The organism is Paenibacillus sp. CFBP13512 (assembly GCF_005233705.1).
In the GTDB taxonomy this organism is placed as follows: Bacteria; Bacillota; Bacilli; order Paenibacillales; family Paenibacillaceae; genus Saccharibacillus; species Saccharibacillus nuruki.
In genome coordinates, this window is the sequence record NZ_QGAD01000005.1 from 340,634 (window position 1) to 362,947 (window position 22,314).

Sequence of the window (22,314 nt, forward strand, 5' to 3'; positions counted from 1 at the left end):
CAATAAAGTAACATTAGCTACACACCAATCAATCTTTAAAATCTTTACTTCATAGGTATCTCTCCCCTCTGAGCGAAGGGAATATTATTGTTCTGAAAGAGTGAAACGATCGCCTTTGAAGTCATATCCCTACCGCAAAGCGGAAATCAAAGGGATATGACTTCAACAGCGACGACAAGAACAATAATATTCCCATAGCGTTCTCCCACCCAGATACCTATCCATAAAATTGCCAAAGGAGCCCACAAAATGAATGCCTATGCCTTATTTGAAGAACAACAACAGTCCCGAGGAATCGACCTGAACACTGTCCGTTCAAGATTGAAAGCGCTACAAATCGAAACTCCATCATGGGGATATGGCGATTCAGGAACTCGCTTTAAAGTATTTCAAAAAGTCGGGGTGCCACGTACCCCATTTGAGAAATTAGAAGATGCCGCCCAAGTACACAAAGTAACAGGGGCTTGCCAATCCGTAGCTATCCATATTCCGTGGGATCAAGTAGATGACTATAGTCAATTACGTAGCCATGCAGAAAGTTTAGGACTGACAATCGGAGCGATCAATCCCAACCTTTTCCAAGATGAAGATTATATGCTGGGTAGCGTCACTCATGCAGATTCAGCGATTCGGAATAAAGCGATTGCTCACTTGAAAGAATGTGTAGATATCGCGAAAGAAACCAAATCTAAAGATTTCAGCCTTTGGTTTGCCGATGGGACCAATTATCCCGGTCAAGGCAGTATTCGTCAGCGTAAACACTGGATGCTTGAAGGATTGCAAGAAATGTATAAAATCCTTGATCCAGATATGCGGATGTTGATTGAATATAAATGTTTTGAACCTGCTTTCTACCATACGGATATAGCGGATTGGGGGATGGCGTATAATTTGTCGCTCAAGTTAGGCGAGCAAGCACAAGTACTGGTTGATACGGGTCATCATTTACCGGGGGCCAATGTGGAGCATATTGTTTCGTATTTGATTGATGAAGGTCGTTTGGGCGGGTTCCATTTTAACAGTTATAAGTATGCAGATGATGATCTAGTTGTCGGTACTATGAATCCGTATGAGTTATTTTTAATCTTTTATCAGATTTTGGATGCACTGGATAGTCAGGAACAACTATTGGTAGATACCGTGAATAAAATGCTCTATATGATCGATCAATCTCACAATATCGAATCCAAAATTCCGGCGATGATTCGCTCAGTGATGAATGTGCAGACGCAATATGCCAAAGCGTTATTGATTGACCACCAAGAAGTAGCCGAAGCACAGCGCAAAGGTGATGTATTAGGAGCAGAAGATGCGGTGCGTAAAGCTTTTGAATTTGATGTGACTCCATTGTTACATTCGATTCGTGAAGAAATAGGTGTACCAATTGATCCGATGAAAGCATATCTAGCTGATAATTATGGTTCTTCGATTCTAGCGAGAGGCAAAGGTGGTGCAAGCTGGTGAGTATCCTTGCTTACGATCTAGGAGCAGGCAGTGGACGAGCGATTATAGGTAGGCTGACCGATAACCGGATCGTGACTCGAGAGATTCATCGCTTTACCAATCAGCCAGTCAAAGTAGGCGACCGTTTACATTGGGATATTTTGCGCCTTTATCATGAAATTCAGCAAGGACTGATCATTGCCAAGCAAGAGCATATGTTGCCAGAGAGTATCGGTATTGATTCATGGGCAGTCGATTATGGATTGATTGGACGACATGGTGAACTGCTGGGGAATCCATACCATTATCGCGATTGGCATACCCATGGAGTGATGGAGAAAGTGCAAGATCACTTATCGAAACGTGCTATTTTTGAAGCGACAGGTATTCAGTTTCTTTCGTTTAATACGATTTATCAATTAGCTGCATTACGCCAAAGTGATTCACCGTTACTGAGCGAAGCCGAGCGCTTTTTGATGATTCCTGATCTATTGCGTTATTTTATGACGGGTGAAATGATTAATGAATTTACGAATGCGACGACCACACAGCTCTTTAATGTGATACAAGGAGATTGGGATCGCAAGTTATTATCCAGTATCGGTATTCCAGCTTCATGGTTCCACAAACCAGTTCAACCTGGATCATCAGCAGGGCGTATACGTTCTTCATTAATGGTTGATCTAGGGATTCCAGCGATTCCAGTCACAGCTGTAGCAGAACATGATACCGCTTCTGCTGTGGTAGCTGTACCCGCTTTGTCAGGTTCTTTTGCCTATTTAAGCTGTGGAACATGGTCGCTGATGGGAACAGAAGTGAAGCAACCGATTATTCATGAGCAAGCAATGAAATGGAACTTTACCAACGAAGGCGGAGCTTATGGCACGTATCGTTTGTTGAAAAATATTATGGGACTATGGATTTTTCAAGAACTGAAGCGTGAAGCTGAGCGGGAAGGGCATCACTATTCATTTGAACAATGGATTCATCATGCACAGCAAGCTCCTGCTTTTGCGGCTCTGATTGATCCAGATGATGTATTGTTTCTTCATGCAGGAGATATGCGTTCTCGGATTCGTCAATATTGCCGGCAGACTGGACAACAGCCACCTGATACGTATGGAGCGCTTACGCGTTGTATTTTTGAAAGTCTGGCTCTGAAATATCGTTATGTGCTAGAACTGACCGAACAGTTATCTGACCAAACATTTGAAGGATTGCATATGGTGGGTGGCGGTATTCAAAATAAACTTCTGTGTCAGTGGTCAGCAAATGCGATCGGTCGTCCGGTGTGGGCAGGCCCTGCTGAGGGAAGCGCAATTGGCAATTTAGCGGTACAATGGATAGCACAGGGGACATTCAAAGACATGCAGGAAGCAAGAACCGTAATCCGGGATTCTTTTCCTATCGAAATCTATGAACCGGAGCAGGTACAAGCTTGGGAAGAAGCTTACGGGCAATTTCTGCGATTGATCACAGTGTCTACCCAATAACGATACGGAGTGTGGCTGATATGTTGGTGGCAGAACGATACGACATGATTGTAAGACTGGTCAATGAAAAAGGAAGTATGCGTGTAACGGAACTGAGTGAACAGTGTCAGGTGACCGAAGAGACGATCCGGCGTGATCTGGATCGCTTAGAACGTCAAGGATTACTGCGTCGCTCTCATGGTGGTGCAGTCAGTGTCAAAGACGAGCAACCGGAGACTCCTTTTTCTGAACGTGAAATTACGTATGCAGAAGAGAAACGGCGGATTGCTCGCGAAGCGATTAAGCTGATTGAGCCGCAAGATCGAATTATACTGGATGCAAGTACAACCGCATGGTATATGGCGGAAAGTTTACCTGATATTCCATTGACTGTACTAACCAATTCGATTCGTGTAGCAACACAACTTAGCAATAAAGAAAAGATTGATGTGATTTCTACAGGTGGATTGTTATTATCACGCTCGCTATCCTTTGTCGGGCCCTTAGCCGAGCGTTCACTAGATACGTATTATGTAGATAAAGTATTTCTGTCGTGCAAAGGAATCCATGCCGAACGAGGCGTTAGTGAATCGAACGAGATGCAAGGACGAGTGAAGCAAAAAATGGTCGGTATGGCGGATAAAGTAATTTTGCTAGCAGATGCAAGTAAATTCGGTGTTCAAGCATTTACCCATGTGATGGACTTGAGTGAAGTTCATGAACTTATTACCGATCGCCGTCTATCTCCTGAAAGTATAGCGCAATATCAAGAACAATCGATTCAAGTGACGGTTGTCTAAATGTATCCTTGTCAATAACAATGATGCAACAAGAAGCTAATGACACAATGATATACGCTTATGAATATGCAAATAAAAGATGGCAGTCGTAGAAGATATGGCTGTCATCTTATGTATAGAGGGAAGAGGTGTGCAGAGTGAAAGTATCGTTATTTATTACTTGTCTGAGTGATGCTATCTATCCCAAAGTCGGTGAAGCGATGGTACGTCTATTAGCTGCACATAGTATACAGCTTGATTTCCCACCCGTGCAGACCTGTTGCGGTCAACCTTCTTACAATAGTGGGTATTGGGATGAGACAAGAACAGCCGCACGGACGATTTTGAGAGCGTTTCAATCTAGCGACTTTGTTGTATCTCCGTCCGGTTCTTGCACCTATATGATTCATCATTATCCTGAATTATTTAAAGATGAACCGGAATATTTAGCGCTAGCTCACGAATTGGAAAGTAAGACGTATGAATTTACGCAATTTCTGGTCAAAGTATTGGGAATTACCGATATCGGAGCAGCATTTCCTTATAAAGTCACATATCACCCATCCTGTCATGGTAGTCGTCTGCTTGGAATCAAAGATGAACCGATCGCCTTGTTAAATCATGTACAAGGATTAGAACTGGTACCGCTACCTTTTGCTGAAGATTGCTGTGGCTTTGGCGGTACATTCGCTGTGAAGATGGCAGATATATCAGGTGCGATGGTCACTGAAAAAGTCGATCATATCAAGGAGACAGAAGCTGAGGTATTGGTCGGTCTGGATATGGCATGTCTGATGAATATTGCAGGCAATCTTAGACATCGTGGTGAACAAGTACGGGTTATGCATCTAGCTGAACTTCTATATGAAGGGGTGAGTGTACGATGAATCCAGCATCTTCTACCCGTGGTACGGTCAAAGAACGTGCAGATATTGCGCTAAATGATGATTTTCTGCGAAATGCAGTGCGTTTTACAACCGATCGTCTACGAAGTGGTAAAAAAGTAGCTTCTACCGAACATGGGAACTGGGAAGAATGGCGTGAACGGGGTCGTCAGATTCGTTTGCATACAATTGCTCATCTCGATTATTATCTCAATCTATTTGTAGAAAATGCTCGTAGTAATGGAGTCCATGTTCATTTTGCGGATAATGCAGTAGAAGCGACAGATATCGTTATGACGATCGCCAGACAGAAAGAAGCACAGTCTGTTATCAAATCTAAATCTATGGTGTCAGAAGAAGTGCATATTAATCAAGCGCTTGAATTATCTGGTATTGAAGCGATTGAGAGCGATCTGGGTGAGTATATTATCCAATTAGCCGGCGAAGGCCCTTCTCATATTGTAATTCCAGCTATACACAAAAATCGTTACCAGATTGCTGAGCTTTTATCCGAAGATGCAGGGGAAACGTTAGAACCGGATACGACGATTCTGGCAGGTTATGTACGGCGCAAATTACGGCAAAAATTTCTGGAAGCCGATATCGGGATGACCGGATGTAACTTTGCGATCGCAGAGACGGGTTCGATGGTGTTATTTGAAAATGAAGGTAATGCCCGTATGGTAACTACAGTTCCTAAGACACAGATCACATTGATGGGGATGGAACGTATCGTTCCTTCATGGGCTGACCTTGAAGTGATGGCGACCCTTCTGCCACGGTCGGCTACGGGACAACGCTTAACCATGTACATGTCTGGCATTACTGGACCCAAGCGTACCGTAGATGCTGATGGCCCAGAAGAAATGCATATTATTATTGTGGATAATGGTCGCTCACAACAGTTGGGTGATCCTGAATTTCAAGAACTACTCAATTGTATCCGTTGTGGGGCATGCCTGAATGTCTGTCCGGTCTATCGTCAGATTGGGGGTCATTCGTATGGTGGAACGTATAGTGGACCGATCGGGGCTGTGTTAACACCAGCGCTGAATAAAAATGTAGCCGAATGGGATGATATCGCCAGTGCATCCAGTCTATGTGGAGCCTGTTATGAAGCTTGTCCGGTCAAAATTCCGCTCCATGATATGCTTGTTTCTCTACGCAGGCGCAAGGTCGAGCGAGGTCATGGCGACAAACTTGAAGCACTCGGTATGAAAGGGTTTGCCACATTAATGGCTAATTCGAAGCAATTTGCACTAGCTATGCGTTTGGGGAAAATTGCCCAAAAACCATTTGTGCATAACAGTGGTATTCATCTCAAACTAGGGCCACTTAAAGGATGGAACACCTACCGTGTAGCTCCAACGTTAGCAAGTCATTCTTTCCGTGATCAATGGAAAGAACTATCTGCGGAGACTGCGGCTCAACCGAAAACGATAGACCCTGCGGTACGTCAGCGAATGGAACAAGTACTTGCAGATCGCCAACATAACAAGTCCACAAGCAGAACAGGAGGAGAATCACATGAGTAACACCAATCAACCTTTTTCTGCTAAGCCACCTGTGGTACCCAATCCTGAAAGTTCTCATCTTACGCCAGATCATGAACAACATGATTCATCGCAAGCAGATTGGCTTGATGAATTAGAGCAGAAGTCCAAAGCCAAACAGCAGACATTTATGAACCATATTGCAGATCGTCTACAACGCCCACGAATCCAAGAAGCACCGAAACATCCTTTTCGCGGGGCACCAGAGATCTGGCAAGATTTCAATTGGAATGAAGCTGAAAAGATCGAAAAATTCACAAAGCATTTTACCGAAGTGGGTGGTAATGTATTACGGATGCAGACGTTGGAAGAAGCAGGTGCATTTATTGCTGAACAAAGCCGTCTGTTGAATGCACAGTATATCGTCCGCCAACAATTACCGGAGACAGAAGCATTAACTTTGGAAGTGCGCCTACCCCATGTACAAATATCAGCGTGGAATAGCCATACAGAAGAAGCATGGAAAGCAAGAGCCGCCGAAGCGGATATCGGAATTGTCTTGGCTGATGGAGCCGCTGCATATACAGGTACAGTTATGGTAACGTCTTCTGCATCACAAGGTAGATCGGTGAGTCTATTACCGACCGTTTGTATCGTGTTACTCCCAATCGAGCGCTTGCAGACACGCTTAGGCGAACTACTGATTCCATGGGATAGTAAAGGCAGAGAGAATCTACCTGCGGGTATTCATTTTATCTCAGGGCCTAGTCGTTCTTCTGATATTGAAAATGAATTAACAATCGGCGTGCATGGTCCCGGGATTGTATATACATTGTTGATCGGGTGATAGCCATAATTATATATCTCATATAAAAAGCTGATCACTATAGACTGTGATCAGCTTTTTATATGATTTTGCAACAGCAAACTGATATATTCCCATAAGTACCCATACAATTAAAATAAACAATATAATCATTAACGTTATTTCCCACTTTTTACGTTGAGATGAACGTTGTTGTTCTATGATTTACAGCTCTTGATGAATGGAGTTTAACATATAACTCTCAAAATAAATTGTAAACTATACATGTTTCATAGAGTATGGATTTACTCTAATAATAAATTATCTTTAAATCGGTTTACCCTATTTAAGCTATCGTTTGTATAAAAATGGGTATATGAATAGAAGTCCTATTTTTACAATAGATGGAGGGTTATACGATGAAAATGTCAGGAAATACAATATTAATTACAGGTGGAGCATCAGGAATTGGTTTAGCTTTTGCAAAACGATTTATGGCGCTGGGTAATACGGTTATTATCTGTGGAAGACGTCAAGATTGGTTGGATGATGTGCAGAAACAATATCCAGCATTACATACGATCGTTACCGATGTAGCTGAAGAAGCTCATCGTGTGGGATTAGCAGATCGTGTGTTGACTGAATTTCCCAAGCTAAATATGATTATGAATAATGCAGGTATACAGCGCAATTTCTCGGTTCACGACAACCAAATTAGCTGGGCGGCTCATCGTCAAGAATTAGCCATTAATCTAGATGCGCCGATTCATTTGACGACTTTATTTCTACCTCATCTTCGTCAACAAAGTCATGCGGCTATTATTAATGTCACTTCAGGGCTTTCTTTCTCACCCAAAGCATCTGCACCGATCTACTGCGCGACCAAAGCAGGGCTACATTCATTTACATTATCGTTGCGCCAACAATTAGTAGGCTCACCGATCGATGTCGTAGAGATTATCCCGCCAGGTGTTAATACCGATCTAGGTGGTGTAGGGCTACATGACTGGGGCGTACCGGTAGATGAATTTGCAGATAGCATCATGCAACGAATTGAAGCAGGCGAAGTCGAAGTAGGCTATGGTAGTTCTGAGAAATCACGCCTCGCTTCACGAGCAGAATTAGACGAAATATTTCAGAAGATGAACAGTCAGTCATCACCACAGATTTTGTAATCAACAGTCTATCCTCTCTCTATAATATTGCTATATGTCTATAAATGATGAATCAAAAAAATAGAAACCTAGCTCACCACAGGTCAACTTGGCGACTGTGAATGAGCTGGGTTTTTGAGCGTAACCAACCAGAACACCAAAGCAAGCAGACTTACACCAGCACCTAGATAACATACTCCACTCCAACCTGCATAACTGTACATCATCGTGGAAGACATAGAACCAATGGCACTACCGATTGAATAGAAGATCATATAACTTGCGGTTAATCGACCACGTGCTTCAGGCAAAATGGTGAAAATCATACTCTGGTTTGTCACATGGACAGCTTGTACAGCGAGATCGAGTAACACAATCCCGACAATCAACCAGTATAGTGATGATCCTATATACGATAATGGCACCCATGAGAGTAGTAGCAATATAAGGGCGATGCCTGTAGTCCATTGAGCTTTGCCTTGATCCGCTAATTTGCCTGCTCGAACAGCTCCAAGCGTACCTGCAATTCCTGCTAATCCAAATGCTCCGATCGCTGTATGACTGAGCGAGAATGGAGGTTCACTTAAGGGCAATACTATCGAAGTCCACAATATACTAAAAACGATAAAGATCAACATCGCTAGTATGCCTCGAATACGTAATATCGGTTGTTGAATATATAAATCTAGCATAGAGCGAAGAAGTTGAGTGTACGAGAGTGATGATTTAACTTGCTGATCACTTGGCAATATTTTGAACAAGACACATGTAATCAAAGTCATCAAACAAGCAGATACCAGATAAACAGATCTCCAACCCGCCAAATCGGTTAGAAAACCTGCAAGTGAACGTGCAAATAAAATTCCAATCACTACCCCGCTAGTCACGATACCTACAATCTGTCCACGTTCTGTAGGCTTAGCAAGTGAAGAAGCATAAGCAACCAGTGTCTGTGTGACCACAGCAAGCAATCCAACAATAGCTAAGCCTACAAAAAGAATATAGATTGTTGGCGCAAATCCTACGATGACAAGCGCAATCACAGATAACCCCATTTGAATAATAATCAGACGTCTGCGCTGAATCAGATCCCCCAAAGGAACAAGTAAAAACAATCCTAGTGCATAACAGATTTGAGTAACTGTAATTACAACGCCGATCAATGAATGAGTAATGCCAAATTCTGAAGCTAACGCATCTAACAAGGGTTGCGCATAATAAATGTTAGCGACAGCCAACCCACAAGCAACTGCAAATAAGAAAGCCATAGAACGAGAAAATGAAGTATGTACTAATGTTTTCTTCATCGATAGATCATCCTTTTATAATATATTTTAATTATACCGATTGGTACAAAATGATTCGCAAGCAATATAACCCCTTTACAAATCAATTGTCAATATAAATAAATTCACTTTGACAATAAAATCGATCATCTATAGAATGATAATATACTGATTGGTACAGAAAGGTGGGATATGCAATCATGGTACGGAAGCGTGAATTTAATGAAGAGCAAGCTTTAGATGCAGCGATGCAATTATTTTGGGAAAATGGATTCGAAGCGACGTCTTTGACAGATCTCACCACAGGAATGGGGATTCAGCGTCCTAGTCTGTATGCTACGTTTGGCGATAAGCGAGAGTTATTTGAAGCTTCTTTGCGCAAATATAATCAATGGCATGCAGTATCAGTTCGTCAGCAATTACATGATCATGTATCAGTACAAGAAGCATTTCGTGCTTTTTTTGAACAGATTGCTAGAGAAGGGTATGAAGGGAAAACAAGTAGAGGATGTTTTTGTATCAATACGATGGTTGAACTAGCGACTCATGATGAAAAGATTGAAATTTTGACGCGAGAACATCAGATGTATTTGACAGTCATTTTTCAAGAGCGTTTGGAACAGGGAGTGCAAGCAGGGCAATTACCAAAAAGCGTCCATACCAAGTCACTGGCACAGACGCTAATCGTATCGTTAATAGGGCTTACAGTGATGTTGAAGTCACGACCAGAACGTTCGTTTATCGAACATTCGATTACAGGCATTTTGTCTTTGTTAGAGGATTAATTTTATATAAATGAGATATGCGAAATACAAATCAAAAGCGTCCATACCAAGTCACTGGCACAGACGCTAATTGTTGTGTTTACTTATTATCGGTTGTATCTGAACTGGAATCATCGTTGCTAGAAGAGAGTTGCTTTTGCACATACTCATGTAACTTTTGTGGATCAACACCGATCACCGAAGCTCCTTTGACTTTGATTTCTTGCAGTAGATGATTCGGTGGAATCTGTAATTTTTCGGTTTTATCCAGATTAATATCTAAGCCAAGTGAAGATAATTTGATCATATCGTTGAGAGACAGATTGGTATGTAGATAAGGCGCAATCGAACTCAAAATACTTGGTAATTTGACGATAGACGTAGAGCTTTGCAGTTCTGCTGCAAGAGCAGTCAAAAACTTACGTTGTCGCTCTGTACGCGTGAAGTCGGATGTAGCATCATGACGGAAACGGACATACTGAAGAGCATGAGTTCCATCTAAATGTTGTAAACCTTTGGTTAAATGAATATCATAGCGGTGCTGATCGCCACCATCGGTATAATCCATATCTTTTTCCACATCGATCTCGACACCACCGATCGTATCCACCAATGTCTTAAATCCTTCAAAATCAATCGTGACATAGTAATCAATCGGAATTCCGAGCAGACCACTGACTGTTTCTTTAGCCAGCTCGACACCCCCGTACGAATAAGCCGCATTCAACCGACTGCTTCCATGACCCGGAATATCCACATACGTATCTCGTAAAATAGACATCAAATAGGCTTTTTTGGTGACCGGATCGATCGTAGCCACCATCATAGAATCGGAACGTCCATTACTATCAGCATCCCGAGTATCTGTACCCATTAGTAAAATGTGAACAGGCTCTTTACCATCCCATTTCGGAATAGATACAGGTGCAGCCTGATCTTGATCCATAGAAGGAGAGCGGTACGTATCATCTGCGATTGAAATTGTATGAGCAAATTGGTAAATCGAATATGTATAATATCCAACTGTACTGATACTTATGATAAGACAAATGCTAACGATCCATTTCCATTGTTTCCATATCTTCTTTAACAAATGACCAACCTCACTTATCTATATAGTTAAAACGTCTTTATAAATCATATGGATGTATATACATTTTGTCAATATTTTAGATAATAAACATTATAAATAGATGGTTAATGATTATTAAATAAGTCGAAAAGAACTATTTATATACATAATGATTACAATATGAATATATAAAAAAACCTTTTGAAAGTAGAATGATATCTACTCTCAAAAGGGTCTATATAAGATGTGAACTAAGCCAATAGTATTCTTTATGCCAAAAATACATCTAAAAGCGAAGCTGTATATTCATGGCGTTCTTCATGATACAGATCGTTTGATGCAAATTGATCTACAATCTGTCCATGACGCATCACTAGAATACGATCACTCATTTGATACACCGCAGCTAGATCATGAGAAATAAACAAATACGATAAATGAAGTGATTGTTGAAGTTCTTGCAGTAATTTCAGTACAGCGGCTTGACTCGTCACATCCAGACTGGCTGTTGGCTCATCTAAGATGATCAGATCAGGTTCAGTGCTGATTGCCCGGGCAATGGTGATACGCTGTTTTTGCCCGCCACTTAATTCATGTGGATAGGCTGATAACAACTTGGCAGGTAATTGAACGTATTCAAGTAACTGTGTAGCGATCTGTTCTCGATTACGAATCGGTTGCGATATAAAAGAAGGACGTAGTGATGGCTGTAAATCTAACGGTTCCATTAATGAATCGATAATCGTGAGCTTAGGATTAAGTGCGGCTGTAGGATGCTGAAATACAGCTCCTATATGTTGCCTTGCCTGACGCAAAGAATGACCTTTAAGCGAATGATACGGTTGTTGCCTAAATTCAATCGTACCTTGATCTAACGATTCTAAGCGTAATAGACAGCGTGCCAGTGTGCTTTTGCCACTACCACTTTCACCGACAATACCGACACATTCTCCTTTACCTATCGTCAAAGACACATCAGATAATGCAGAAGTAGGGCGATCGCTATAGATTTTAGTAAGATGATCTGCTTTCAAAATAGGCGTAAATGTCGTTGTCATTACGTATTCACCTGCTTATTTTGTAACTCTAATCGGTAGCGAGAAGGTAATTTGGGAATAGAAGATAAAAGTTGAACTGTATACGGATGTGTAGGATGGAAAAAGATGCTGTGACTTTTTCCAGATTCTACGACTTGTCCGGACTTCATAATAAGTAATGTATCGGCAGTACGTTGGACTTGACGCAGATCATGCGTAATCCACAAAATAGCGATTCCTGTTTCTTGCTGGATTCGTTGAATTAACTGAATAATAGAACGCGATGTTAGACTATCTAGCGCTGTTGTCGGTTCATCTGCAATTAAGACTTTAGGAGAAAGCAACAGTGCTGTAGCAATCGCAGCACGTTGTAATTGCCCGCCACTGAGTTCAAACGGATAGCTATTGTAGACTTGCTTTGCAGGTAATTCAACTTGCTCTAAATGCGCTAAACAGGAATGTTGGCGCTGTTGACGGGATAACGATGTATGAGCACGTATCATTTCGTCCATTTGCTTACCAATTGTAATAAAAGGAGTGAACGCACTCTGATAATCTTGAAATACATAAGCAATCTCACGCCCACGAATATGCCGAAGTTCAGGTTCTGATAAATGAAGCAATTCTTTACCTTCTAATTGAATACTGCCGTGAGCATGAAGATCGGCTGAAAGTAAACCACCAATCGCTAGACTGGTCAATGTTTTACCACTTCCACTTTCACCGGCAAGGGCTAACCATTCTCCACGATGTAACTGAAGATCTAGCGGATGAACCAGTGTCTGTAATTGATGATGAACCGTCAGTCCACGTATAGATAACATGGATTACACCCCTTTGCGGAAAAGAATAGAAGACATTGAACGCTTGGCTGAATGGGATTGAACATGGACATCGTACCGATCACGTAGAAGATCACCCCAGCTATTGGTCAACAATACAGTGATGACTATACATAATCCCGGGAAAATCATAAGATGTGGAGCGGTCTGGAAATACGTTTTGCCTTCACTTAGCATAGCACCCCATTCCGGACTAGGCGGTTGTGGACCCAGACCAATATACGACAGTGAAGCGATCATCAGAATAATTTTACCGATATCGAGTGTAGCCAGTACAAGCAGATTACCGATGGTATGTGGCAAAATATGCTTTACGACTAATTTCCACGGCTTCATACCACTGATTTCTGCTAGTCGGACATAATCTTTTTGGCGTTGTTCCAGTACAATACTCCGTACCAAACGAGCATAACTGACCCATTTGACAGCTGTAGTCGCAAAGATCAAGTTCAATAATCCAGGCCCTAATAATCCAGTTAATATTAAGGCAAAGATATAATCCGGTAATGTCATAAAAGCATCTATGATTTTTTTGAATGCTTTATCTAACCAGCCACCGATATAACCGGATAACAGTCCAAAAGGAACACCGATCAATAAAGATACAAACAGTATCGCTAGACTGATACCTACAGTGGTACGAGCACCTTCCATAATTCGAGATAACAAATCTCTGCCTAGATGATCTGTACCTAACCAATGGATAGCGCTGGACGTCTGAAGTCTATCACCCATCTGAATTTGGTAAGGATCGTAAGGTGTCCAGACTAGAGCGACAATCAGAAATAAAAGAAATAGAGTTAAAAAAGAGTAACGTAATCCTATGCTTAAACTCATCAGGAAGTCACTCCTTTTTTACGCGGATCGATCGCAATAGCTGGATTGATGTAGCGATAAGACCATTCCACGATCATATTCAGTAAAACAATAAAAATACTCATAAATAGCATATAGCCTTGAATAATCGGATAATCTCGTGCTGTTATCGCATCGACGATCCATTTGCCTAGACCGGGATATGCAAATAGCACTTCAATAACGACGGTTCCTCCAAGTAGACTGCCGATACTTTCACTAAAAACAGTCAGTAGTGGAATTAGACTATGACGCATAAGATGAAAAGTGAAAATACGCTGTTTCCCTACACCACGCGCTCGAGCAGAACGAATAAATTCCTGATGACTACTTTCCAAAATACTCGCCCGAATCAACCGCACATATACTGCAGACATCGCAATTCCAAGTGTAATCGAAGGTAGAATAAGATGTTGCCATGAACCTTCACCCATCGAAGGCAATATTCTAAGCTTAACCGCAAATAGATCAATCAATAACAGACCTAACCAGAAGCTAGGAATCGAAGAGCCAATCAGTGCAAAGATTCGGCTCAAATGATCTGTCAAACGACCACGATAAAGGGCAGACAGAATCCCTAGCGGAAGCGAAATCATAATCATCACTAACAATGAAGTGCCTGTCAGCATAAGGGTATATGGAATCTTCTCGATAAATTCAATAAATACAGGTCGTCCAGTCATATAAGAGTTACCGAGATCTAACGAAAATAGATTTTGAAGCCAGTATCCATATTGAACAAAAACAGATTGATCCAGCCCAAGTTGTTCACGCATCTGCTGTATCTGATCATCCGTCACAGCTACATCATCGACTCGTAACATGCTACGAATGGGATCACCCGGTACTAATTGCAGTAGACAAAAGCTAACAAACGATAAAATCAGAAGAAATAACAATAACCCTGTTATTTTCTGTACAAAAATACGCATATTAATTCACATCCAGATCTTTCGTTAACATATAATATTCGCTTTTGCTTGTGACCCAGCCACTGACACGTTTCTGATGCGCCACAAAGTTATTCGGATGAATAATATAAGAGTGTAGCAAGTTGCGATCTATCATTTCTACTGCTTGTTGGGCAATCTGATTACGTTGTTCTACATCTACCGTTTGGTTCAATTGTTGGATTAATGTGTTGAGTGCTTGGTCTTTGACTTGTCCATAATTCAGCCCACCTGTTGGTGTATAGACTGAGTTGAGGAGATAACTTGCATCTCCACGTGGCGCTGTAATAAAGCTATAGATCGCCATATCCCAATTTTTATTTTCGGCTAGATACTCATCTGCATTATCGACCTGCTGAATATTTAGCTTAATGCCTAATTGAGTAGCATTGGCTTGTAAAAGCTGGGCAATAATAGGCAGTTCAGCACGTGACTGATACGTTATAAGGTTGAAAGTTAAAGGTGCTCCGTTATTAGTCACTTGTCCATTGGTTACCGTATATCCAGCTTGAGCAAATAACGTACGTGCACGTTCTATATCAAATGGCTTCGCTGTGTATTTTGGAGAAAGAGGTGAATCTGCTAAGAAAGGACCTTCCGCTACCGAAGCTTGACCTGACATAACAGCATCTACAATTTCTTGACGATTTAATAATGCGTCGATCGCTTGTCTAACAGGTAATTTGCCAAGGTGCGGATTTTCCATATTATAAATGAGCTGATGTGCACGTAATCCAGGTACAGATTCAATCACTAGATTAGGATCCGTTTGTAATTGAGACAGACTTTCTACAGGGAAGCGATAGACTACATCTGCATTACCCGATTGTAGTGCCAACAGACGAGCATTCGCATCTTCATTAAAAGAGAAGGTTGCTTCATCTAACTTAACCTGTCCATTCCAGTAACTCGGATTCCGCTTCACATCTACTTCTATACCGGGCTTGAATTGGGTCAATACAAAAGGGCCGGTACCACTTGGTGTACTTGCATCGACAGACGTATCAATAATACCCGTATTAGGATGTACCAGTTCAGAAGGGAACTGAGGAAGAGGGGTGTCGGTAACGATCTGTAAGGTTTGCCCATTAGCTGTCATTTTCTCAATATGTAGCGCATTACGAATCGCTGGATTTTCTTGAGTGACACGTTCTAATGAAGATTTGACCGCTTGTGCATCGACAGGAGCACCACTGTGAAAAGTAACATTTGGACGAATCTGGAATGTCCAATGTTGTCCATCTTTACTTTTCCAAGAAGTGGCTAACCACGGTTGTAGTTGTTGCTCATCGTCAATCTTAACTAGCGTTTCGCTAATCCCTGCACGAGAAGCGGTATAGTTTACATCGGTATGAGGATCAATGGTATTGCTTTGCACATTGAATAAAAGGGTTAGCTTTTTGGTATTTGTCGCTTCACCCGAAGTAGAAGAAGTCTGTGAAGTACAAGCACTTAACAATAAAACAAGTATAACGAACGAAATCGAGTAACCTATTTTTTTGGATAATAATGATAACAAGAAAAATCCCCCTTATATATAGCAAATCTCTAAACGGTATGACTAACGATGTACATATTGCATAGCGTTTTGCTTGCTGAATGAATAACTACGCTTTATAAATAATAATCGTTACGATTACGATTGTAAACTAAAAATATAAATATTAATTAACGTATGATCTTATTTTCATATGTGTAATACGTTGAAAATGATTTGACAAACTAGAAATAAGAGGAGTACAGTGTATTCATGGATTTAATAGTAATAATTACGATTAAAGAAATGCGAGGGGTAAATCATGACTATGATCGAACAAGCATCCAAAATGCCTGTTACTGTGTTGAGTGGTTATCTAGGGGCAGGCAAAACAACATTATTGAATCATGTATTAAATAATCGAGAAGGCTTGAAAGTCGCAGTCATCGTTAACGACTTGAGTGATGTAAATATTGATGCTGATCTTATCCGCGATGGAGGCGGATTGTCTCGAACAGATGAGAAATTAGTCGAAATGTCTAATGGATGCATCTGCTGTACACTGCGTGAAGATCTATTAGTGGAAGTAGAGAGGCTAGCCAAAGATGGACGTTATGATTATCTGTTGATTGAATCGACAGGCATTGGCGAACCAGTTCCTGTTGCTCAGACATTCAGTTATGTAGATGAAGAACAGGGTATCGATCTGACGCAATTTACCCGTCTGGATACAATGGTGACCGTTGTCGATGCTCAAGGATTCTGGAACGATTATCATTCACGCGAATCTCTTGCAGATCGTGGACAAGCCGCAGGAGAAGACGATACACGCCGAATAGTGCATCTGTTGATTGAGCAGGTAGAATTTTGCGATGTGTTGATTTTGAATAAATGCGATCTGATTGAACCTAATGAATTAGAACGATTAGAAACCGCACTTCGTGGACTACAACCGAACGCCAAAATCATTCGTTCCACTTACGGTAAAGTTGATCCTCATGAGATCTTGAATACAGGGCGATTCGATTTTGAACAAGCCAGTCAATCCGCAGGTTGGATACAAGAAATGATGAAAGAAGAACATACACCGGAGACTGAAGAATACGGAATCAGTTCATTTGTGTACAAGCGCAAAGTTCCTTTTCATCCAGAGCGGTTATTGCAATGGATTACAACATGGCCCCAAGAAGTGGTTCGTGCCAAAGGTATTCTATGGATGGCTACACGTAATCGGACAGCGATATCATTCAGTCAAGCAGGCAGTTCCAAGCAATTATCACCAGCGGGCTTATGGATTGCAGCGCTGAGCGAAGAAGAACGGCAGTATCATCTAGGCGATAATTACCCGCTACCGACAGATTGGGATGAGGTATGGGGAGATCGAGTGACCAAGCTGGTTATGATCGGAATCGACCTAGATCGTGCACAGATTGAACAGTCTTTGGATCAGGCTTTACTGACGGAAGAAGAAATGAACTCCAACTGGAAAAAGTTCAAAGATCCTTTTCCACAATTAGGTCAATAAGCAGGTCAATGGTATAGCAATATAAACAAAATCAATAACAAATCAAATGAATACTAAAAGGAGTTATTACATTATGGCTAAAAAATCAAAAGTCGTTCGTCAACAACAACGTGAAAAAATGGTCGCTAAATACGCAGATTTACGTCGTGAACTGAAAGAAAAGGGAGACTATGAAGCATTGCAACAATTACCACGCAATTCTTCTCCAACCCGACTCAAAAGCCGTTGCCAGATCACCGGTCGTCCCAGAGGATACCTACAAAAATTCAAAGTATCCCGTATCGTATTCCGTGAATTAGCCCACAAAGGTCAGATTCCCGGAGTACAGAAAGCAAGCTGGTAAAAGCAGAACGAAACGGTATATATTCAGTGGGAGAATAAGCTGAATATGATTTTTAATGATTAAAGAACGGTATGATTAACGTTTGTGTTATAGAAATTAGATGTAAAAAGGCAACCTCTTCTACTATTGATATGTAGAGGAGGTTGCCTTTTTTATACCCTATATAGGTGTAATGTAGATGTTAGTAAGGTGGAAATAAAGATAGTTACTAAAGCACATTTTATGTAGATTACATCAAATTCTTCTCTGTATTAGAATAGATAGTTTCCATACTATAATTGACAATTAAACAATAAAAAAGATAAATTATATATAAATAGTAACTAATACCACACAGAAAGGAGTTTGTTCAACCATACATAAGATGTAATACGTAAGATCAGTTTGGCTATTTAAGCTATAGAGAGCAGGGTAATAATAATGGAAAAAAATAAATCTACATCAAGCTCGGACGTTAGGAAAAATGGGATAAGCATAAGAAAGTACGTGTTATTACAATTGCCGCACTAGCATTAATTGTAGTATTCGTAGTAGTACCAATTTTTACTTATTACAATGTAGAATCAGAGAGTACTCAAGCAGTCAGCAGTCCAGATAGCAATGTTGTAAATAATACGACATTAACGCCTGTTGATCCATTACCTTTCGTATTAAGTTCTAAAGTAGGAAGAGCAGAAGGGGTAGGAGATTCTGTTTTTAAGAGAGAGTCTGGCATTCCTATGTTAAAAAAAGATGATCCCAAAAGCCTATCACAATCTACTCAAACTGTATTGGTTGAGCGCTTATCGGGTACACAGATGTCCAAGCCTTTTACAATAGATAAAGGGTATCATTATGCGAAAATCTGGGTCAACAACAAAGGGAAGCAACGAATTGCTATATCCATATCCAAAGATTCACCAACAGGTGCGCTTGTGACTGAACGTGTAGTTACTATCGCAGGTGGAACCAACTGGTCGATATATACAACTAAGCCTTGGGAATCGGGTACGTATTATGTTAATTTCACTTCTAACGGATCACCGATCCAAGGTGTCACTGTAGCTAGAGTGGGCGCAAGATTGGCAGAATTGAATTCGTAATTTTGACTATTGTAGCTGATTGCTCGTAAGAATCTAGTGCACCTCAGATAGATAGGAAGAACGTTCAACGTTATCTTATATCTATCTGAGGTGTGTTTTATTTGGAAATATAGCGATGCGAGATGATGTATAGCTTCCAATATCAATGAAGTAGAATGATCTACGATTTCAAAGTATAGGTGAAATGCTTTTCCTGATTAGAGCCAGCACGAAAAGTGAAATAGAATGTATGATTGACTCTTTTATCCAATTGAAGATAATCACCTGATCCAAAAGAGTCGATATCCACATCTTCGCCAATTTGTTTTTGCCACGAAGTATCCAGTAGTTCTTTGTATAATGTGACAGATTGGTTAGTATTGCGATCGATCAGCAGAAGTCTTCCTTTGGAGGCAGTCCGCATAAGGATAACATCATCGTACAGACCTTCTACCGCGTATTTTTCGTTACTCCCGCCACCAAGCTTGATCAGATCAAGCTGATCGATAACGTTTCCTGTTCCATCTTCAATCATTCGCAATATTTTCCCGTCGCTTAGCACAATCTTACCTTGATACGTAGAAATGTCGGAGTCGTTGATTGTAGTAAAGTCTGCATATGCTTTGCGAATCAGCTTCCCTTTTTGGAAAATAAGCTTCACTTGTTGGTTATGAATATGTGGCTCTCCATACGCATCATTAATCGTAAGAATTAACAATCCACCCGCAGTCAACTCGAATTCCATATCTGTCGAATTAAAATCTGTATCAAGCGAGACCAACTTCACTGGAGCCTGCTTCCCATGAGCTACATATAAGTCTCCACCGTCTTTTTTTAGCGTATATGTAGAGCCATTGTAGACATCAGTAATGACATCATAAGACTTGATGTTGCGAGCTGTGACATGAACTTGTTGCCGATCTATTTCTATATGATCTCCACCAAGCAGTTGTACAGCAAAGCGAATAGGTACATAGACGGCTTCAACATTATTTCTTTTTTCTTTAGATTTAAAAGGGGCTGCACTTAGGTTAACCATTTTCCCATCTAGCATAGCAGTGTGACTTCCTAAGCGAATCGCTGCTTTTTTCATAAATCCGTTAATCGAAGCACGTTGTCCCGTCGCATCCCAAGCAAATGTTAATCCAGCATCTTGGGCTAACTCACGGATATCTACAAAGATGGTACCGTTCTGATTGATCGTAGGATTCACAATAAACCCTTTAGGATCATCAGCAAAATAAAAAGTATATGTAGTTGGAAAGGAAGAACTAGATGCTAGTGCAGGATTACATAAAGATGATTGCAACAGCAGAGTAGACGATAATAAAGCAGAGAAGATCATTTTTTTATTCATGGTAAGGATTTCCTTTCTTGGTTGTGTTAAGGTGATTATGTATATGGACGCATATGAAAGGAAGAAGTTGCATGATAAAAGGTATTAAAATAAATACATTAGTAAAGGAGAGAGGAATATGATCAAAGTAATAACAGGATGCAGTTTGTTTCTTGCTTCGATTTGCATTCTTTGTACAGGTTTTATCATTTCGGCAATAGGCTCATCTGATCGTACAATGAATTCTAATTTTACGTATAGCATTTTGGATATCAATATATTGTGGACACTAGTACCGATTATTTTATTTGTTATAGCTTGTATGATTACATATAGTGGGTACAAAGAATATTCGTATAATCAAGTAGAATCATAACAAATAGAGTAAGTAAAAGAGCTTATGACTTAATACAAAGTGTGTTTATATTCAATATAATTTGTAGAAAGGGAGAGCTAGCTATGACTATCCAATCCACAATAAATGTAATTAAAAACTACGAGAAGCGCATCATTAAATGTTTGCTCTACGGATTTGTGTTTGGGATATATTATTCTGTATTTACCGATCAACGTACAGTTACCCAATCGACTGGAGAAGGAATGTCTATCACTTCAGCTTTGCCATGGTCAGACTATGTATATCTCATGTTATCTACATGTTTAAAATAGAGTTTGGTTTTTGCTATAGTGTATATCGTATGGCGCATTTTTAAATATAGAGTTTTGGATTCTAGGGTTTCTAGCAAGGATCGAAATAATAAAATATAGTTTTAGTTTGCTAATTCAGCAATCAAAGTGCATATAAATAGATAATTTTCTTTTATATTTGACGATTTGGCAAATCTATTTTTTTGACATATAAAACATGCTAATCTTAATCTAAAGTACAACAAAGGTAACGATTGTCGTTGCCTTTTTATTTTATGTAAATCTCTAGTTATTTATTAATATTCTATTAAAAAATCGTCTTTTAAAAAATGTAACTAAAGGAGAACCTAACCATGTGGATTAGAAGTCAAGATCGTACAACATTTATTGATGCAACTGTCCTCACTTTAGAACTCGAAACCGCCGATCATAAATTCGTGATTTCTGCTTATGCTGGCAATGGGTCGGTTGAATCTGCTTTTACTGTAGGCGAATACGATCAAGAGCACCAAGCTCAAGATGTACTACAACGATTTGCAATTCATTTGCAGACAGGAATGACAGGTGCTTTTCAAGTATAATGTAGCTTGGTACATAGATGGAATGCGATATTGTATCAATATAAGAATTATACTTTTGCAGGAGGAATAGAATCATGTATGATGCAACAACAATTATTGAACGAAATTTCAAAGGGAGCGAAGGAAGTTTTATTCATGATCTCCATGAGAAGAATATCTTTAATATAGCGGCATTTAAAGAATATGTTGATGCGATTACTCAACTTACAGAGCAGTCACAAGATTATCCTACGTTAGAGCGTTCTCTTATGGATCAGGTGTTTTTTACATACAGTTACATACTGAAAAGTGTGATCTGGCATCTGGATATGAATGACCAGTCGTCGATAGAAAATATGAGTGATGAACAACTTGCTAAAATGGTCGAACGATTGGAAACGGTCGTTAGAACGTTTATTCAAGGGAATGCCAAATAAGAGCCTGAGCACAGAGGGCTCTTATTTTCTATTTCACAGGCTAAATAGCTTAGTGAACGCCAATTCGTTATAATGAAAGAGTATCGTCTTG

The 22,314-nt window shown here is 40.3% G+C and carries 24 protein-coding genes; 15 read left to right on the forward strand and 9 right to left on the reverse strand.

The window, feature by feature from the left end; translation table 11 throughout:
• Nucleotides 1–249 precede the first annotated feature (249 nt).
• From rhaI to PaeCFBP13512_RS10265, 7 genes are all read left to right on the forward strand, one after another.
• Nucleotides 250–1,464, forward strand: coding sequence for an L-rhamnose isomerase (gene rhaI, locus PaeCFBP13512_RS10235; protein WP_137222859.1), 1,215 nt, complete (start codon nt 250–252; stop codon nt 1,462–1,464).
• The gene (gene rhaB, locus PaeCFBP13512_RS10240) at nt 1,461–2,936 is read left to right on the forward strand and encodes a rhamnulokinase (protein WP_137222861.1); all 1,476 of its coding nucleotides are present in this window, start codon (nt 1,461–1,463) and stop codon (nt 2,934–2,936) included. Before rhaI ends, rhaB begins: the two co-directional genes overlap by 4 nt.
• A gap of 20 nt (nt 2,937–2,956) precedes the next feature.
• Nucleotides 2,957–3,715, forward strand: coding sequence for a DeoR/GlpR family DNA-binding transcription regulator (locus PaeCFBP13512_RS10245; RefSeq protein WP_069325919.1), 759 nt, complete (start codon nt 2,957–2,959; stop codon nt 3,713–3,715).
• A gap of 137 nt (nt 3,716–3,852) precedes the next feature.
• Complete coding sequence (locus tag PaeCFBP13512_RS10250; RefSeq protein WP_137222863.1) at nt 3,853–4,581, forward strand: (Fe-S)-binding protein; 729 nt, start codon at nt 3,853–3,855, stop codon at nt 4,579–4,581.
• Nucleotides 4,578–6,113, forward strand: coding sequence for a LutB/LldF family L-lactate oxidation iron-sulfur protein (locus tag PaeCFBP13512_RS10255; protein ID WP_137222865.1), 1,536 nt, complete (start codon nt 4,578–4,580; stop codon nt 6,111–6,113). The genes PaeCFBP13512_RS10250 and PaeCFBP13512_RS10255 overlap by 4 nt, the downstream gene beginning before the upstream one ends.
• Entirely contained in the window at nt 6,106–6,918 is an 813-nt protein-coding gene (locus PaeCFBP13512_RS10260) for a LutC/YkgG family protein (RefSeq protein WP_137222866.1), read from the forward strand. Before PaeCFBP13512_RS10255 ends, PaeCFBP13512_RS10260 begins: the two co-directional genes overlap by 8 nt.
• A 377-nt stretch (nt 6,919–7,295) precedes the next feature.
• A complete protein-coding gene (locus tag PaeCFBP13512_RS10265; RefSeq protein WP_137222867.1) occupies nt 7,296–8,051 on the forward strand; it encodes an SDR family oxidoreductase in 756 nt (251 codons plus the stop codon).
• Nucleotides 8,052–8,134: 83 nt separating this feature from the next.
• Here PaeCFBP13512_RS10265 and PaeCFBP13512_RS10270 read toward each other — a convergent pair whose 3' ends face one another.
• Nucleotides 8,135–9,337, reverse strand: coding sequence for an MFS transporter (locus PaeCFBP13512_RS10270; RefSeq protein WP_137222868.1), 1,203 nt, complete (start codon nt 9,335–9,337; stop codon nt 8,135–8,137).
• Nucleotides 9,338–9,516: 179 nt separating this feature from the next.
• Between PaeCFBP13512_RS10270 and PaeCFBP13512_RS10275 the strand changes: the two genes are divergently transcribed.
• Complete coding sequence (locus PaeCFBP13512_RS10275) at nt 9,517–10,101, forward strand: TetR/AcrR family transcriptional regulator (RefSeq protein ID WP_137222869.1); 585 nt, start codon at nt 9,517–9,519, stop codon at nt 10,099–10,101.
• A 79-nt stretch (nt 10,102–10,180) separates the two neighbouring features.
• On the opposite strand, the gene PaeCFBP13512_RS10280 is transcribed toward PaeCFBP13512_RS10275, so the two are convergent.
• The 6 genes from PaeCFBP13512_RS10280 to nikA form a co-directional block, all read right to left on the reverse strand.
• The gene (locus PaeCFBP13512_RS10280; RefSeq protein WP_193555950.1) at nt 10,181–11,161 is read right to left on the reverse strand and encodes an LCP family protein; all 981 of its coding nucleotides are present in this window, start codon (nt 11,159–11,161) and stop codon (nt 10,181–10,183) included.
• Between the two features lie 260 nt (nt 11,162–11,421).
• Entirely contained in the window at nt 11,422–12,210 is a 789-nt protein-coding gene (locus PaeCFBP13512_RS10285) for an ABC transporter ATP-binding protein (protein ID WP_137222871.1), read from the reverse strand.
• The gene (locus PaeCFBP13512_RS10290; RefSeq protein WP_137222872.1) at nt 12,210–13,013 is read right to left on the reverse strand and encodes an ABC transporter ATP-binding protein; all 804 of its coding nucleotides are present in this window, start codon (nt 13,011–13,013) and stop codon (nt 12,210–12,212) included. Before PaeCFBP13512_RS10290 ends, PaeCFBP13512_RS10285 begins: the two co-directional genes overlap by 1 nt.
• Before the next feature lie 3 nt (nt 13,014–13,016).
• Nucleotides 13,017–13,868, reverse strand: coding sequence for a nickel transporter permease (nikC, locus tag PaeCFBP13512_RS10295; RefSeq protein ID WP_137222874.1), 852 nt, complete (start codon nt 13,866–13,868; stop codon nt 13,017–13,019).
• Nucleotides 13,868–14,818, reverse strand: a complete 951-nt coding sequence (gene nikB, locus PaeCFBP13512_RS10300; RefSeq protein ID WP_137222876.1) for a nickel ABC transporter permease — start codon at nt 14,816–14,818, stop codon at nt 13,868–13,870. The genes nikC and nikB overlap by 1 nt, the downstream gene beginning before the upstream one ends.
• A 1-nt stretch (nt 14,819) precedes the next feature.
• Nucleotides 14,820–16,355, reverse strand: a complete 1,536-nt coding sequence (gene nikA / locus PaeCFBP13512_RS10305) for a nickel ABC transporter substrate-binding protein (RefSeq protein WP_241669343.1) — start codon at nt 16,353–16,355, stop codon at nt 14,820–14,822.
• A 277-nt stretch (nt 16,356–16,632) separates the two neighbouring features.
• On the opposite strand from nikA, the gene PaeCFBP13512_RS10310 reads away from it, so the two are divergent.
• Nucleotides 16,633–17,838: a GTP-binding protein gene (locus tag PaeCFBP13512_RS10310; RefSeq protein ID WP_441343328.1), complete on the forward strand. Its 1,206-nt coding sequence runs from the start codon at nt 16,633–16,635 to the stop codon at nt 17,836–17,838.
• Between the two features lie 73 nt (nt 17,839–17,911).
• Nucleotides 17,912–18,181 carry a 30S ribosomal protein S14 gene (gene rpsN / locus PaeCFBP13512_RS10315; RefSeq protein WP_069325930.1) on the forward strand — a complete coding sequence of 90 codons (270 nt, stop codon included), beginning with the start codon at nt 17,912–17,914 and terminating at the stop codon, nt 18,179–18,181.
• 574 nt (nt 18,182–18,755) lie between these two features.
• Here rpsN and PaeCFBP13512_RS23205 read toward each other — a convergent pair.
• Entirely contained in the window at nt 18,756–18,896 is a 141-nt protein-coding gene (locus tag PaeCFBP13512_RS23205) for a hypothetical protein (protein ID WP_161594250.1), read from the reverse strand.
• A gap of 4 nt (nt 18,897–18,900) precedes the next feature.
• Between PaeCFBP13512_RS23205 and PaeCFBP13512_RS10320 the strand changes: the two genes are divergently transcribed.
• Nucleotides 18,901–19,263 (forward strand): hypothetical protein, encoded by a 363-nt coding sequence (locus PaeCFBP13512_RS10320; RefSeq protein ID WP_137222880.1) that lies wholly within the window; start codon nt 18,901–18,903, stop codon nt 19,261–19,263.
• A 160-nt stretch (nt 19,264–19,423) separates the two neighbouring features.
• Here PaeCFBP13512_RS10320 and PaeCFBP13512_RS10325 read toward each other — a convergent pair whose 3' ends face one another.
• Complete coding sequence (locus PaeCFBP13512_RS10325; RefSeq protein ID WP_137222882.1) at nt 19,424–20,599, reverse strand: copper amine oxidase N-terminal domain-containing protein; 1,176 nt, start codon at nt 20,597–20,599, stop codon at nt 19,424–19,426.
• Nucleotides 20,600–20,717: 118 nt separating this feature from the next.
• Between PaeCFBP13512_RS10325 and PaeCFBP13512_RS10330 the strand changes: the two genes are divergently transcribed.
• The 4 genes from PaeCFBP13512_RS10330 to PaeCFBP13512_RS10345 all read left to right on the forward strand — a co-directional run bounded on the left by PaeCFBP13512_RS10330 (nt 20,718) and on the right by PaeCFBP13512_RS10345 (nt 22,223).
• Nucleotides 20,718–20,954: a hypothetical protein gene (locus PaeCFBP13512_RS10330; RefSeq protein WP_137222884.1), complete on the forward strand. Its 237-nt coding sequence runs from the start codon at nt 20,718–20,720 to the stop codon at nt 20,952–20,954.
• Nucleotides 20,955–21,037: 83 nt separating this feature from the next.
• A complete protein-coding gene (locus PaeCFBP13512_RS10335; RefSeq protein ID WP_137222886.1) occupies nt 21,038–21,247 on the forward strand; it encodes a hypothetical protein in 210 nt (69 codons plus the stop codon).
• 332 nt (nt 21,248–21,579) lie between these two features.
• Nucleotides 21,580–21,807, forward strand: coding sequence for a hypothetical protein (locus PaeCFBP13512_RS10340; RefSeq protein WP_137222888.1), 228 nt, complete (start codon nt 21,580–21,582; stop codon nt 21,805–21,807).
• Between the two features lie 74 nt (nt 21,808–21,881).
• Entirely contained in the window at nt 21,882–22,223 is a 342-nt protein-coding gene (locus PaeCFBP13512_RS10345) for an RNA polymerase subunit sigma (protein ID WP_137222890.1), read from the forward strand.
• The last annotated feature ends 91 nt before the right edge of the window (nt 22,224–22,314 follow it).

Bases quoted from the DNA above. Each gene is read 5' to 3' on its own strand.
- PaeCFBP13512_RS10325 (WP_137222882.1), bottom strand. From the start codon at position 20,599: ATGAATAAAAAAATGATCTTCTCTGCTTTATTATCGTCTACTCTGCTG.
- PaeCFBP13512_RS10270 (WP_137222868.1), bottom strand. From the start codon at position 9,337: ATGAAGAAAACATTAGTACATACTTCATTTTCTCGTTCTATGGCTTTC.
- rhaI (WP_137222859.1), top strand. From the start codon at position 250: ATGAATGCCTATGCCTTATTTGAAGAACAACAACAGTCCCGAGGAATC.
- PaeCFBP13512_RS10265 (WP_137222867.1), top strand. From the start codon at position 7,296: ATGAAAATGTCAGGAAATACAATATTAATTACAGGTGGAGCATCAGGA.
- PaeCFBP13512_RS10275 (WP_137222869.1), top strand. From the start codon at position 9,517: ATGGTACGGAAGCGTGAATTTAATGAAGAGCAAGCTTTAGATGCAGCG.
- PaeCFBP13512_RS10340 (WP_137222888.1), top strand. From the start codon at position 21,580: ATGTGGATTAGAAGTCAAGATCGTACAACATTTATTGATGCAACTGTC.
- rpsN (WP_069325930.1), top strand. From the start codon at position 17,912: ATGGCTAAAAAATCAAAAGTCGTTCGTCAACAACAACGTGAAAAAATG.
- PaeCFBP13512_RS10290 (WP_137222872.1), bottom strand. From the start codon at position 13,013: ATGTTATCTATACGTGGACTGACGGTTCATCATCAATTACAGACACTG.
- PaeCFBP13512_RS23205 (WP_161594250.1), bottom strand. From the start codon at position 18,896: ATGCCAGACTCTCTCTTAAAAACAGAATCTCCTACCCCTTCTGCTCTT.
- PaeCFBP13512_RS10320 (WP_137222880.1), top strand. From the start codon at position 18,901: ATGTTAAAAAAAGATGATCCCAAAAGCCTATCACAATCTACTCAAACT.
- PaeCFBP13512_RS10255 (WP_137222865.1), top strand. From the start codon at position 4,578: ATGAATCCAGCATCTTCTACCCGTGGTACGGTCAAAGAACGTGCAGAT.
- PaeCFBP13512_RS10260 (WP_137222866.1), top strand. From the start codon at position 6,106: ATGAGTAACACCAATCAACCTTTTTCTGCTAAGCCACCTGTGGTACCC.
- nikC (WP_137222874.1), bottom strand. From the start codon at position 13,868: ATGAGTTTAAGCATAGGATTACGTTACTCTTTTTTAACTCTATTTCTT.
- PaeCFBP13512_RS10330 (WP_137222884.1), top strand. From the start codon at position 20,718: ATGATCAAAGTAATAACAGGATGCAGTTTGTTTCTTGCTTCGATTTGC.
- PaeCFBP13512_RS10345 (WP_137222890.1), top strand. From the start codon at position 21,882: ATGTATGATGCAACAACAATTATTGAACGAAATTTCAAAGGGAGCGAA.
- PaeCFBP13512_RS10335 (WP_137222886.1), top strand. From the start codon at position 21,038: ATGACTATCCAATCCACAATAAATGTAATTAAAAACTACGAGAAGCGC.
- PaeCFBP13512_RS10285 (WP_137222871.1), bottom strand. From the start codon at position 12,210: ATGACAACGACATTTACGCCTATTTTGAAAGCAGATCATCTTACTAAA.
- PaeCFBP13512_RS10245 (WP_069325919.1), top strand. From the start codon at position 2,957: ATGTTGGTGGCAGAACGATACGACATGATTGTAAGACTGGTCAATGAA.
- nikB (WP_137222876.1), bottom strand. From the start codon at position 14,818: ATGCGTATTTTTGTACAGAAAATAACAGGGTTATTGTTATTTCTTCTG.